This is a genomic window from Streptomyces sp. NPDC060035, assembly GCF_042736635.1.
In the GTDB taxonomy this organism is placed as follows: domain Bacteria; phylum Actinomycetota; class Actinomycetes; order Streptomycetales; family Streptomycetaceae; genus Streptomyces.
In genome coordinates, this window is the sequence record NZ_JBHWVO010000043.1 from 20,281 (window position 1) to 32,699 (window position 12,419).

The 12,419-nt window shown below is 70.3% G+C and carries 11 protein-coding genes and 1 pseudogene; 7 read left to right on the forward strand and 5 right to left on the reverse strand.

What is annotated here, in order from left to right:
- Positions 1 to 130 precede the first annotated feature (130 nt).
- Together ACFWBQ_RS36050 and ACFWBQ_RS36055 are read left to right on the forward strand one after the other, a co-directional pair.
- Positions 131 to 910 carry a DUF3558 domain-containing protein gene (locus ACFWBQ_RS36050; protein ID WP_385507425.1) on the forward strand — a complete coding sequence of 260 codons (780 nt, stop codon included), beginning with the start codon at positions 131 to 133 and terminating at the stop codon, positions 908 to 910.
- 181 nt (positions 911 to 1,091) lie between these two features.
- Positions 1,092 to 2,471: a DUF2637 domain-containing protein gene (locus ACFWBQ_RS36055; RefSeq protein ID WP_385507427.1), complete on the forward strand. Its 1,380-nt coding sequence runs from the start codon at positions 1,092 to 1,094 to the stop codon at positions 2,469 to 2,471.
- 91 nt (positions 2,472 to 2,562) lie between these two features.
- Here ACFWBQ_RS36055 and lysS read toward each other — a convergent pair whose 3' ends face one another.
- Positions 2,563 to 4,323: a lysine--tRNA ligase gene (gene lysS / locus ACFWBQ_RS36060; protein WP_385507430.1), complete on the reverse strand. Its 1,761-nt coding sequence runs from the start codon at positions 4,321 to 4,323 to the stop codon at positions 2,563 to 2,565.
- 131 nt (positions 4,324 to 4,454) lie between these two features.
- Between lysS and argS the strand changes: the two genes are divergently transcribed.
- Positions 4,455 to 6,227, forward strand: a complete 1,773-nt coding sequence (gene argS, locus ACFWBQ_RS36065; RefSeq protein ID WP_385507432.1) for an arginine--tRNA ligase — start codon at positions 4,455 to 4,457, stop codon at positions 6,225 to 6,227.
- Between the two features lie 76 nt (positions 6,228 to 6,303).
- Here the strand turns inward: argS and ACFWBQ_RS36070 are convergent, their stop codons facing one another.
- The 3 genes from ACFWBQ_RS36070 to ACFWBQ_RS36080 all read right to left on the reverse strand — a co-directional run bounded on the left by ACFWBQ_RS36070 (position 6,304) and on the right by ACFWBQ_RS36080 (position 9,410).
- Positions 6,304 to 6,732 (reverse strand): hypothetical protein, encoded by a 429-nt coding sequence (locus ACFWBQ_RS36070; protein WP_385507435.1) that lies wholly within the window; start codon positions 6,730 to 6,732, stop codon positions 6,304 to 6,306.
- An 89-nt stretch (positions 6,733 to 6,821) separates the two neighbouring features.
- Positions 6,822 to 8,015, reverse strand: coding sequence for a phosphatidylserine/phosphatidylglycerophosphate/cardiolipin synthase family protein (locus tag ACFWBQ_RS36075; protein WP_385507437.1), 1,194 nt, complete (start codon positions 8,013 to 8,015; stop codon positions 6,822 to 6,824).
- Positions 8,016 to 8,072: 57 nt separating this feature from the next.
- On the reverse strand, positions 8,073 to 9,410 hold the full coding sequence (locus ACFWBQ_RS36080; protein WP_385507439.1) for a helix-turn-helix domain-containing protein: 1,338 nt from the start codon (positions 9,408 to 9,410) through the stop codon (positions 8,073 to 8,075).
- A gap of 377 nt (positions 9,411 to 9,787) precedes the next feature.
- On the opposite strand from ACFWBQ_RS36080, the gene ACFWBQ_RS36085 reads away from it, so the two are divergent.
- The 4 genes from ACFWBQ_RS36085 to ACFWBQ_RS36100 are packed head-to-tail and all read left to right on the forward strand — an operon-like array spanning position 9,788 to position 12,066.
- Entirely contained in the window at positions 9,788 to 10,513 is a 726-nt protein-coding gene (locus ACFWBQ_RS36085; protein WP_385507441.1) for a DUF4232 domain-containing protein, read from the forward strand.
- Positions 10,514 to 10,564: 51 nt separating this feature from the next.
- A complete protein-coding gene (locus ACFWBQ_RS36090; protein ID WP_385507442.1) occupies positions 10,565 to 10,840 on the forward strand; it encodes a DUF397 domain-containing protein in 276 nt (91 codons plus the stop codon).
- A gap of 38 nt (positions 10,841 to 10,878) precedes the next feature.
- A complete protein-coding gene (locus tag ACFWBQ_RS36095; protein WP_385507444.1) occupies positions 10,879 to 11,634 on the forward strand; it encodes a DUF4253 domain-containing protein in 756 nt (251 codons plus the stop codon).
- A gap of 48 nt (positions 11,635 to 11,682) precedes the next feature.
- On the forward strand, positions 11,683 to 12,066 hold the full coding sequence (locus tag ACFWBQ_RS36100; protein WP_385507446.1) for a hypothetical protein: 384 nt from the start codon (positions 11,683 to 11,685) through the stop codon (positions 12,064 to 12,066).
- 34 nt (positions 12,067 to 12,100) lie between these two features.
- Here ACFWBQ_RS36100 and ACFWBQ_RS36105 read toward each other — a convergent pair.
- Positions 12,101 to 12,309, reverse strand: a pseudogene (locus tag ACFWBQ_RS36105) (protein kinase); the annotation flags it as partial.
- Positions 12,310 to 12,419: the final 110 nt, after the last annotated feature.

The following is a 12,419-nucleotide window of genomic DNA, read 5'->3' on the forward strand; positions in this document are numbered from 1 at the left end:
ATGCGGCCGAGGCGGCATCCCGCCGCCGTCCGTCGTACCGTGGCCCTTCGTAGCGCCGGGCCGCCCGGCCGACGTGCCCGCCCGACCACCCGCACGACCGAGACCGCCGTGCCATCCGAGTGAAGGAACCATGCACCGATCAGCCCCGCGACTGTCCCGCATACTCGCCTGTGCCGCCGTTCCGGTGATGCTCGTCGTCGCCGGCTGCTCGTCGGACTCCGACGACACGAAGGGCTCGGGCTCCGACTCCCCGAGCGCGCAGAAGTCGCAGTCGAGCGTCGAGCCGGCGAAGTTCGCCGCGCTGCCCGACGCCTGCGCGTCGATCGGCAAGAAGACGATCGAGTCCCTGGTTCCGAAGACGAAGAACAAGGGCGGTACGCCGGGCAGGTCCAGCGACACCGCGACCCGCGGCAGCTGCTCCTGGAACGGCCTGGACGACAACGGCGTCAAGGGATCGCAGTACCGCTGGCTCGACGTCGGCTTCACCCGCTTCGAGTCGGACCAGTCCCTCGGCAGCGGTGCCAAGCGGGCGGCGAACGACTACACGAAGCAGATCGCCAAGGCGCAGGCGACCGAGGGCGCCAAGAAGGTCTCGGCCGCGCCCGCCGCCGGTATCGGCGAGCAGGCAACCGCCGTCACCTACGACCTCACCAAGACGAGCGAGGACTTCAAGTACGCGACGATCGTGGCCCGTACGGGCAACGTCGTCGTCACCCTCACCTACAACGGTGCGGGCTACGCGGGCGCCAAGGCCCCCTCCGCCGCCGACATCCTCGAGGACGCCCGGACGGCGGCCAAGGAGGCGGTCGCCGCGGTCGGGGCGGACACCGGCGACGACGCTCCCGCAACGGGGAAGCCCTCGGCCAAGCCGTCCGGCAAGGCCTCGGGATCGGCCGACACCACCTCGTAACCCAAGCCCGGCAGGGACACGAACACACCTGCCCAGAGGCGTCCTTGCGAAGCCCGGTCCTCCCCCGAGGACCGGGCTTCGCACCCTCCCCACGCAACGTTGCTCGCACACATGTGCCAGGCTGTGCCCGCGCCGGATGCCGAAGCAGGGCCGGTCCATCGAAGTCGGGAGGGGAACGCGGGTGGCCGCAATGCAGCTGACACGCACACACCGCGTACTCATCGGGGTTGTCGTCGCCGGTGCTGTACTCATTGCCGCGATCGGGTTCGCGGGCTCCTACGCCGCGGTGCGCGAGCTCGCGGAGGAGAAGGGTTTCGGCCAGTTCTCGATCGTCTTCCCGATCGGTATCGACGCGGGCATCTGCGTCCTGCTGGCGCTGGACCTGCTGCTGACCTGGATGCGCATCCCCTTCCCGCTGCTGCGCCAGACCGCGTGGCTGCTGACGGCGGCGACCATCGCCTTCAACGGTGCCGCCGCCTGGCCCGACCCGCTGGGCACCGGGATGCACGCGGTGATCCCGATCCTGTTCGTCGTCTCCGTCGAGGCCGCCCGGCACGCCGTGGGCCGGATCGCGGACATCACGGCCGACAAGCACATGGAGGGCGTGCGCCTCACCCGCTGGCTGCTCTCTCCCATACCCACGTTCAAGCTGTGGCGCCGGATGAAGCTGTGGGAGCTGCGCAGTTACGAGCAGGTCATCAAGCTCGAACAGGACCGGCTCATCTACCAGGCCCGCCTGCAGGCCCGGTTCGGCCGCAACTGGCGCCGCAAGGCGCCCATCGAGTCGATGATGCCGCTGCGTCTGGCGAAGTACGGCGTTCCGCTCGCCGAGACCGCTCCGGCCGGCCTCGCCGCCGCCGGCATAGAGCCTGCCCTGCTGCCACCGGCCCCGGCAGCCGTCGAGGCGGGGCAGCAGCCCCAGCTCGCGTACGCCCCACAGGGGCCGGAGCAGCAGCCCGCCGGGCCCCAGCAGCATCCGCAGCAGCACCAGCAGCCCGACGAGCAGGGTGAGTGGCCGCCCGAGGAGGGCCCTGGCTCGCACGACAGCCCTTGGTTCGCGGCGCCGCAGGACGCGTACGAGGGCGCGTACAACCCCACGTACGTCGAGGGCCTGGAGCCCGCCCCGGTCATGATCCCCTCGGGTCCCGGTGGCCGGACCCGTCCTCTGGGCAATGTGGGGACGATCGGCGCGTTCCCGCACCCCCGCAGCGCGGAACCGCAGCCCGGCGAGGAGCGGCCGGCCCCTCACCAGGAGCAGTCGGCAGCCCGCCACGAGGCCCCGGCGCCCCGCCACGAGCTGGAGGAGCCCCACGGTGAGGCTCCGGTGGCGGACCCGGCCGAATGGGCCGAGGCCGAGATCGAGTTCAGCGAGATCGCGTACGACGTGTTCACCGCGTACACGCACCAGCACCAGGACTACCCGAGCGCCGAAGTGCTCGACATACACCTCTCGGACGGCCACAACGTCCGGCATCCGCGCAGTGCCGCCCTGCTCCGACGTCTGCTGCCGGGATTCAAGCAGCGCTTCGACAACGAGATGGCCGCGGACCACATCGCCTAGGAATCCGTACAGAGAACCGATCGCCCAGGAATCCGTACGAAGAACCGGGCGGGCCGTCCAGCGGCCCGCCCGGTTCTCTGTGTCCGCGGCTCTATGCGCCGAGCAGCGTGCGTACCCGGTCCGCCCCTACCGCGAGGAGCAGCGTGGGCAGTCGCGGTCCGGTGTCCCGGCTGACCAGCAGCCGGTACAGGAGCGCGAAGAAGGACCGCTGGGCCACCTTCAGTTCGGGCGTCGGCTTGGCGTCGGACTCCAGGCCCTCCAGCACCTTCGGTACGCCGTAGACGAGCGTGGTCAGCCCGTCGAGCGACCAGTGCGAGTCGAGCCCTTCCCGCAGCAGCCGCAGGGACTCGAGCGCCTTCTCGTCGAGGGAGCCGAGCAGCTCCTTGTCCGGCTCGTCGCGGACGATGGTGCGGGCCTCGGCCGGGACCTGGCTGGTGATCCAGTTCTCGGCGCGGTCGAGCCGGGGCCGTGCCTCGTCGAGCGAGGTCAGCGGGTTCTCCGGGTCGAGCTCGCTGAGGATGCGCAGCGTCTGGTCCTCGGCGCCCGCCGTGATGTCGGCGACCGACGCGAGCGTGCGGTACGGCAGGGGGCGCAGGGTGCTGGGGAGCTCGCCTGCGGCCGTACCGATGGCCCGTGCGTAGGCGGCGGCGTCGGCGGGCAGCACCGAGCCGTCGGCGACCTTGCGGGCCAGCGAGTCCCACTCGTCGTACAGCCGCTGGATCTCCTGGTCGAAGGCGATCTTGAAGGACTGGTTGGGCCTGCGGCGCGCGTACAGCCAGCGCAGCAGCGGCGCCTCCATGATCTTCAGCGCGTCGGCCGGGGTCGGCACGCCGCCCTTGCTGGAGGACATCTTCGCCATGCCGGAGATCCCGACGAACGCGTACATCGGTCCGATCGGCTGGACGCCGTCGAAGATCTCCCGCACGATCTGGCCGCCGACGACGAAGGAGGAACCCGGCGAGGAGTGGTCCACGCCGCTGGGCTCGAAGATCACGCCCTCGTAGGCCCAGCGCATCGGCCAGTCGACCTTCCAGACCAGCTTGCCGCGGTTGAATTCGTTCAGCCGGACCGTTTCGGCGAAGCCGCAGGCCGAGCAGGTGTAGTTCAGCTCGGTCGAGTCGTCGTCGAAGGACGTGACGACGGTGAGGTCCTTCTCGCAGTTTCCGCAGTAGGGCTTGTACGGGAAGTAGCCCGCCGAGCCGCTGCTGCCGTCGTCCTCGTCGGCGGCGCCGGAGCCCTCGACGGCCTCCAGCTCGGCCTCGTCGACCTTCTTCTGCTGCGGCTTCTTGCCACCCTTGGCGCCGGCCGCCCCGTCCTTCTTGGTGCGGTAGCGGTCCAGGACGGCGTCGATGTCGGCGCGGTGCTTCATCGCGTGCAGGATCTGCTCGCGATACGTACCCGCCAGGTACTGCTCGGTCTGGCTGATCCCGTCGTACTCCACGCCGAGCTCGTCCAGCGCCTGGGTCATCGCGGCCTTGAAGTGCTCGGCCCAGTTCGGGTACGCGGACCCGGCAGGGGCGGGCACCGACGTCAGCGGCTTGCCGATGTGCTCGGCCCACGACGCGTCGACGCCCGCGACACCGTTGGGTACCTTGCGGTAGCGGTCGTAGTCGTCCCAGGAGATCAGGTGCCGCACGGTGTGACCGCGGCGGCGGATCTCGTCGGCGACGAGGTGCGGGGTCATGACCTCGCGCAGGTTGCCCAGGTGGATCGGGCCGGACGGGGAGAGACCGGACGCGACGACGACCGGTTTGCCAGGCGCACGTCGCTCCGATTCGGCGATGACATCGTCCGCGAAGCGGGAGACCCAGTCGGTCTCGGTGCTGCTCTGACTCTGAGCCACGGTCGGCACGTCCTTCTCTCGTGTAGGACTCGTAGGGGCCAGACCATTCTCCCAGGTACCACCCGTAGCGCGAAAACGGCTTTGCACCGCGTGGGATACTTGGGTGATCCCTTGTCTCCTACGGAAACGGCAGCCGTCTCATGGCTTCGGTCCCTTCCCTCGCTTCCACGCTCCAGCAGCAGCTGGCGGACGCCCTGACGGCAGCCCTGCCGGAGGCCGGCACCGCGGACCCGCTGCTGCGCCGAAGCGACCGGGCCGATTTCCAGGCCAACGGGATCCTCGCCCTCGCCAAGAAGCTCAAGGGCAACCCGCGCGAGCTGGCGTCCAAGGTCACGGCCACCCTTGCGACGGGTGACCTGATCAAGGACATCGAGGTCTCCGGCCCCGGCTTCCTGAACATCACGCTCACCGACGGGGCGATCACCAGGACGCTCGCCGCGCGCGCCGCGGACGGCGACCGGCTCGGCGTCCCGGTGAACGCCGAGGCGGGCACGACCGTCATCGACTACGCCCAGCCGAACGTGGCCAAGGAGATGCACGTCGGCCACCTGCGGTCGGCGGTCATCGGTGACGCCATGGTGCAGATCCTCGAGTTCACCGGCGAGAACGTGATCCGGCGCCACCACATCGGCGACTGGGGCACGCAGTTCGGCATGCTCATCCAGTACCTGATCGAGCACCCGGGCGAGCTGGGCCACAAGGAGGGCGAGGCGGCGGACGGCGAGGCCGCGATGTCGGCCCTGAACCGCGTCTACAAGGCGTCCCGGGTGCTCTTCGACTCCGACGAGGAGTTCAAGACCCGTGCCCGGGACCGGGTGGTGGCCCTCCAGGCCGGTGACCCGGAGACGCTGGCGCACTGGCAGGGCTTCGTCGACGAGTCGAAGATCTACTTCTACTCGGTCTTCAACAAGCTCGACATGGAGATCCGCGACGCCGACATCGTCGGCGAGTCCGGCTACAACGACATGCTGGAGGAGACCTGCCGGATCCTGGAGGAGACGGGCGTCGCCGTCCGCTCCGAGGGTGCGCTGTGCGTGTTCTTCGACGACGTGAAGGGCCCGGACGGCAACCCGGTCCCGCTGATCGTCAAGAAGACGAACGGCGGCTACGGCTACGCGGCGACGGACCTCTCCGCGATCCGCGACCGGGTGAAGGACCTCAAGGCCGACTCCCTGGTCTACGTGGTCGACGTCCGGCAGTCCCTGCACTTCAAGATGGTCTTCGAGACGGCCCGCCGGGCGGGCTGGCTGAACGAGGACGTCCATGCGCACCAGCTGGCGTTCGGCACGGTCCTGGGCAAGGACGGCAAGCCGTTCAAGACCCGTGAGGGCGTGACGGTCCGGCTGGAGGACCTGCTGGACGAGGCCGTCGAGCGGGCGACCGCGGTCGTCCGGGAGAAGGCCGAGAAGGTGGGCCTGTCCGAGGACGAGATCGTCGAGAACGGCCGGTACGTCGGTGTCGGCGCCGTGAAGTACGCGGACCTGTCGACCTCGGCGGTACGGGACTACAAGTTCGACCTGGAACAGATGGTGTCGCTGCACGGCGACACGTCGGTGTACCTCCAGTACGCGTACGCCCGGATCCGCTCCATCCTGCGCAAGGCCGGGGACGCGAAGCCGGCCGCGCACCCGGAGCTGGAGCTGGCTCCGGCCGAGCGGGCGCTGGGTCTGCACCTGGACCGGTTCGGCGAGGTCCTGGCCGAGGTGGCGTCGGCGTACGAACCGCACAAGCTGGCCGCGTACCTCTACCAGCTCGCCTCGCACCTCACCACGTTCTACGACCAGTGCCAGGTGCTCAGCGACGAGAACCCGGCGGAGGTCGTCGAGAACCGGCTGTTCCTCGTCGAGCTCACGGCCCGCACCCTGCACCAGGGCATGGAGCTGCTCGGCATCAGGACGCCCGAGCGGCTCTGACCGCATCCCGACGGCGAAAGGCCCGGCACCCCTCACGGAGTGCCGGGCCCCTGCTGTTCCTACGCACCACCCCGGGTCACTGCGGCCGCCCCAGCGCCCATCCCGACACATCGGCCAGCCGGCCGCGCCACAGCGGCAGGTGCAGGGCGCCCGCACCACCGAGGACGAGTGTGACGTCCCTCAGATGGATCCAGCGCGGCAGTTGTCCCACGCCTTCGCCTGCGACCAGCTCCCTGATTCCCTGGTCCACCGTCTCGGGGAACTCCGCGACCAGGTTGGCGCCCTCGCCCTCGACCTGGCGCAGACTCCTCGCCCAGTCGGCCTTCCACGCCTCGTGACCGATCACGTCCCCGTGGAGCACACCGCCGGTGAGGGTGAGGGTGATCGGCAGGCTCGACCGCAGCTCTCTGTCCAGCAACTGGATCAGCAACTGCAGCTGCAGATCGGGCACGGGTTCCGTGATCACCGCAGTCGTTTCCGGTGGTGCCTGGACGGACTCGCTCATGGCGTACTCCCTTCACCTGACGAACGGCAGGTGAATGCCCGTATGCCCCCGGCCGGGAACGCCACACCCGGCGCGCCCGGACGCGTCCGTCACAGCCAGCGGCGGATCGGCACGACGGCTGCCTCACGCACCCGCTGCACCGGTGAGCGGCGCTTCCACCGGCCACCCTCGATCAGCTCGCTCTTCGTCAGGTCCTGCTCGAAGTGACCGTCCAGGACCGCGGTGAACTCCGGGTCCAGCACGGCGAGCATCACTTCCTCGTCGTGGTCCAGCGAGCGCCGGTTGAAGTTCGTCGAGCCGATCAGCGAGGCGACCAGGTCCACCGTCAGCGCCTTGGTGTGCAACATCGTCGGCTGGTACTGGTAGATCTTCACGCCACAGGCGAGAAGGTCCTCGTAGTGGTGCTGTCCCGCCAGCTGGCAGACTCGCTTGTCCGTGTGCGGTCCGGGCAGCAGGATCTCCACGGTGACGCCCCGCGCCGCCGTGGCGCAGAGCAGCTCGACGAAGTACGTGTCGGGCGCGAAGTACGCCGTGGTGAGCCGCACCCGCTCCTCGGCGGACTCCAGGACGACCCGGAGCAGGGTCTGCATGTCCTGCCAGCCGAAGCCGGCCGAACCCCGCACCACCTGCACGATCGCGTCGCCCTGCGGCCGGAGCTCGACGAAGCGGTCGCGCTCGGTGAACAGCTCGTCGTGGCACTCCGCCCAGTTCTGGGCGAACGCGGCGGCGAGACCGTCCACCGCGGGGCCGCGCAGCTGCACATGGGTGTCGCGCCACTCGCGCTCGTTACGGGCGTCGCCGCACCACTCCTCCGCGATGCCGACACCACCGGTGAACGCCGTCTCCTCGTCGGTCACCAGGACCTTGCGGTGGCAGCGGTGGTTCTGCTTGAGCGGCGACAGGTACAGCGGCTTGCGGAACCACGCCACCTCCACCCCGGCCTCGTCCATCATCGCCAGCTGGTCCTTCTCGATCAGCCGGCTGCCGAACCCGTCCAGGAGCAGCCGCACCCGCACTCCGGCGCGGGCCCGCTCCGACAGCGCCTCGGCGAAGTCACGGGCTATGTCACCGCGCCAGTACACGAACGTCATCATGTCCACGGTGTGCTCGGCGTCACGTATCGCGCCGAGCATCGCGGCGAATATCTCGTCGCCGTTATGGAGGGGGACGAGGGCGTTTCCCTCGGTCGCGGCGATGCCGATGAGCCGCTCCAGCCGTCGCCGCAACCGCAGGATGCGCTCGGGGTAACCGGCGTCCCGTCTGTTGTCTGTGTCACTGGACATGGGTCACCTGGCCTAAGTGAGGGGGTGGGAACCCGGCGACTGTACTCCCCCACCCGGTCAGTAATCGGGTTCCACCCACTGGGCCGTATCCGCCCGATAGCGGTACTCCGGCCGGCCCGTGATGCTGCTCGTACGGAACGGCTTGCCGTTGTCGTCGATGCGCAGGGTCCCGCTCCGGCCGCCGCTGCTCCACTCCAGCTCCAGGTACCAGGTCACGTCGTGTCCCTCCACATGCGCGTCGAGGTGGAACACCTCCACGTCGGTGGAGCTCACCCGGTACGGGAAGTCCTTCGCCGGGACGACGACACCGCCGTCCTGCCCCGCGACCGGCTGCGAGCGCGGCCGGCTCTCGTCCAGGTCGATGTCGAAGCTCTGCGGGGTGATACCGCTCCCGCAGCCCTCCGCCATCGAGTACGCGGACCAGGCGAGCGCAGGTTCGCGCCCCAGTACCCGCACATGCAGGCCCTTCAGCACGACCGCTTCCTGCGACGCCCCCTGGAGGGTGAGTTCGAGCATCATGTCGCCCCCGTCCACGCCTCCGAGCGCCTTCGCCCAGCCACGGGTGTCCTGGGGCACGGGCGGCGGCGGTACGGTGCCGGGCTCACTGTCGAGCAGGTAGTACTGCCCGCAGGGCGCCTCCCAGTTGTACGAGCTGATGGTGGCGCTCACGGGGACGCCCCGGTCGTCCGCCCCGCCGCCCTGCCGTGCCCGTGCGCCGGAAGAAGCGGAGGGCGTGGCGGGGGCGCTGTCCCCGGCCGACGGTGAAGCCGGCCGGCTCGGCGTCGCGGACGCGCTGCCGCTGGCGCCGCCGCTCCCGCTCCCGCTCGCGCTCGGCACGACCGGGGCCGTCCCGGTGGCCGCGTCGGTACGTCCGCCGCCGGACCGGTCGTCCTCCGTGAGGCCGTGGATGGCGAAGGCGGCGGACACGGTGAGCGCGACGACGGCGGTCGCGGCGAGCAGGACGCGCAGCCGCCGGGAGGGCCGCCGTCCGGGGGCGGGGCCGGCCGTGGTGCGGGGCGCCTCGGGCGGCGTCACATCCTCGGCTTCGACCTCGGGCTCCGGTCCTGATTCCGGTTTCGGCGCGGCGTTCTCCGACGGAACGGGTACGGGCTCCGCCGGTACGTCGGCCTCCGCCTTCCGACCTCCCCGCCGCTTCGCCTCGTCGGCCAGGATCCACTTCCGGTGCAGTGCGACCAGCTCGTCGGCCGACGCCCGGCACACCCGGGCAAAGCGTTCGACCGGCGCGTAGTCATGCGGAACGGCGTCGCCGTTGCAGTACCGATGGACCGTCGACGTACTCATGTGCAGCTTCTGGGCCAGCGCTCCGTAGCTCAGCCCGGAACGCTCCTTGAGCCCACTGAGCTCTGCTGCGAAGTCCTGGATCTCCGTACCCACCCCGACCGTTCCTCCCTCTGATCCATCCCGGAACGGCGTTCCAGGGGGGCCATGTTTCACCAGGTCAGAAGGCATTCAACCGTTCCAGCGTCCCGTGCCGTCCGGCAGCCGTTGCCACCGGAATCCAGCCCCGCACAAAATATGGACACACCGCCGGACCCCACCTCGTCCACCCCGGGAGACGCAGTGCGTACCCGCTTCGAACTGAGCCTTACGGATGCGGTTGCCACAGGAGTGCTGATCGCCTCCACGGCAACCGTCATCACGCTCCTGTGGCACCTCTGACCACTCGTCATTGTCCAGTACATCCAGCTCCACCCGGCGCGCCAACGCGGCGCCCCGGACACGACAGACCTTTGAACGGGGAGAACCACCTCATGAGTAACCGTCACTTCCGCCGCGCCGCCCGCACCTCCGTCCTCGGCACCGCCGCACTGCTGGCCGCGCTCACGCTGACCGCCTGCCAGGAGGACGGCCAGGCGGCAGCGGGCACCTCCACCCCGGCACCGGCCGCCCCGTCCGAGCAGTCGACGGACAGCCCGAAGGCGCCCGCGGACCAGGGGAAGGGGTCCAGCGATTCCGGTTCGAGTTCCGCTCCGGACTCCGGTTCGTCCGGTTCGACCGACGCGGAGCCCACCGCACAGCAGCCGAAGGACACCGGCGACGACAGCGGCCCCGCCACCCTCGCCTGCAGCGGCGGGAACTCCAAGGTGACGATCACGGCCGTGCCCCGCCCCGTCAACCACATGCTGCTCACCGTGACCAACACCGGTTCGAAGGCCTGCAACGCCTACTACTACCCGTTCCTGAAGTTCGGCGAGGCGCAGGCCGCCCCCCAGGCCTACGAGGAGAGCAAGCCGCAGGCCGTCGTCACCCTCAGCCCCGGAGAGTCCGCCTACGCCGGCATCATGACCGCCTCCGCCGACGGAAGCGGCACGGACGGCTACTCCACCAAGGACCTGACGGTCAGCTTCCAGGGCCGCGAAGGCTCCGGTTCCAGCGGCCCGTCCTCGGACGTCCCGCTCACCAAGGCCGTCTACGTCGACAGCACGCTGGCCGTCACGTACTGGCAGACGGAGATGGACGACGCCCTCACGTACTGACCGCCCCGGTGACGAACGGGTGGCATCCGCGCGGGTGCCACCCGTTCACCCGTGCCGCGTGAACGCGCACCACACGACCTTGCCGGGGTCCCGCTCCCCCACACCCCACCGGCCGGCGGGCGCGTCCACGAGCAGCAGCCCGCGCCCCGACTCCCCGTCGGGCCGCTGCACCGCCGGCACCCCGCCCCCGCTGTCGTGCACCTCCACGAGGTCGCCGCGCACCCGTCCGCCATTCACGTCCGCGACTCCAGGACCCCCGAAGGTCCCACCTTCACCGTCGCCCCCACCACCTGGTCGGCCTTCGCCGCGTTCGCCGCCCGGGGCTGAACAGGGCGTTGTCAGTGGGGACTTCTAACATCATCTGTATGGCGACGCTTCCTAATCCCCTGCCCCTGCTGGCCCTTCCGCCGGGCACGCTCGTGGACACCACGAGCGGCGACCCGTGGCACGAGCCCCTGCTCTGGTACGCCGACGAGCCGGCGCAGCCGGGCACATGGGCCCGGCTGAGGGCGACCGGCCGGCCGCTCGGCCTGCTCCCGGTGCTGATCGACGGCGGGCGGCGCCACCAGTGGCCCGAGGACTGGGACCTCAACCCGGCCGGGACCTCGTATCCGGGTGACCACGACGCGGAGGACATCCTCAGCGAGTTCTGGGAGGAGTACGCCCCCGACGAGCTGGAGGACGGAGCCGAGTGGCCCGGCCTGGCGCCCGCCCCGTCCGCGAGCGCGTCCGAGGCCCCGGACGAACTGGCCGCGGAGATAGCCGACCAGCTCACGCAGGGCGCGCGGACGGCGCTCGTACCCGCCCGCCGCAGCGCGGACATACCGGCAGCGATCGGCTGGTCGGGCCCGCTCAACTACGAGAACGACGTGGCCCGGCTCTGTGCGGTGCTGCGGTCCTGGGAGGACCGCTTCGACATCCGGGTCGTCTCGCTCGGCTTCGACACCCTGACCGTGTCCGTGGGGCGGCCTCCCGCCACCGCGGCAGAGGCCCGGGCGCTGGCCGCCGAGCACTTCGCGTTCTGCCCCGACACCATCGAGGCGGCCCCTCCGAACGGTCTGGACGCCTACGCCGAGAAGTACCTCCTGGGTCAGGAGACGTGGTCGTTCTGGTGGGACTGAGTAGGAGCGCCCATGTGCCCGGTCCTTAGGGCGCGTTGAATCGAGCGCATGCCCGATGACATGCCCGATCCACTCAACGCCCGTACCCCGAAGGCCTGGATAGGCCCACTGGTCTCCACGGTCGCCACACTGCCGGCAGCCGGTCTCACCCTGTTCTTCGGCGGGCTCGCGCCCATGGCCTGCGACTCGTGCGAGGGCGCCCAGGAAGACCGGTTCACCCGCAGTTTCGACTCCGGGTGGGCGGTGCTGTGCACGGGCCTCCTGCTCGCGCTGGCCGTGCTGGTCGCGAGCTGGGCCCCGGCCGTGGCGCCAGCAGCACGCCGCGAGACGCGTGTTGCTGGCGGTGACCGCGCCTGCCGTCGTGTTCTGCTCCTTCATCGCGTTCGTGGCCCTCATCGACTGGCCCTGACCCAGGCGGTCAGGGGGCTTTGAGCAGATCACGAGGCCCGGCGACGGCTGCCCGTAGAGCGACCGCGCGCAGGGCCTGCACCTCGCTGCGGAACCGGGTGCGGAACTCCGGCTGATGCACCAGCGAGGCGTGCACCACCTTGATCGCCACGGACCGCCCGCCCGGCGAACGGCCCAGGAACACCTGCCCATCCCGCCCGCGCCCAGGCGTCCCACCACCTGGTAGTCCCCCAGGGAACGCGGATCTCCCGGTTCCAGCGGCTGCACCACGACAAACCCCTCCCACGCCCACGTTCACAGCCTCCCGCAGCGTACGGGCCCCTCGGACACACCGGCCGACGACCGAACCGCACCCACACCCAGGGGACTTGTCCCCC

What these genes read in the sequence shown, in the direction of transcription:
- ACFWBQ_RS36050 (WP_385507425.1), top strand. Translation starts at nt 131, where the DNA reads ATGCACCGATCAGCCCCGCGACTGTCCCGCATACTCGCCTGTGCCGCC.
- argS (WP_385507432.1), top strand. Translation starts at nt 4,455, where the DNA reads ATGGCTTCGGTCCCTTCCCTCGCTTCCACGCTCCAGCAGCAGCTGGCG.
- ACFWBQ_RS36070 (WP_385507435.1), bottom strand. Translation starts at nt 6,732, where the DNA reads ATGAGCGAGTCCGTCCAGGCACCACCGGAAACGACTGCGGTGATCACG.
- ACFWBQ_RS36075 (WP_385507437.1), bottom strand. Translation starts at nt 8,015, where the DNA reads ATGTCCAGTGACACAGACAACAGACGGGACGCCGGTTACCCCGAGCGC.
- ACFWBQ_RS36085 (WP_385507441.1), top strand. Translation starts at nt 9,788, where the DNA reads ATGAGTAACCGTCACTTCCGCCGCGCCGCCCGCACCTCCGTCCTCGGC.
- ACFWBQ_RS36095 (WP_385507444.1), top strand. Translation starts at nt 10,879, where the DNA reads ATGGCGACGCTTCCTAATCCCCTGCCCCTGCTGGCCCTTCCGCCGGGC.
- ACFWBQ_RS36100 (WP_385507446.1), top strand. Translation starts at nt 11,683, where the DNA reads ATGCCCGATGACATGCCCGATCCACTCAACGCCCGTACCCCGAAGGCC.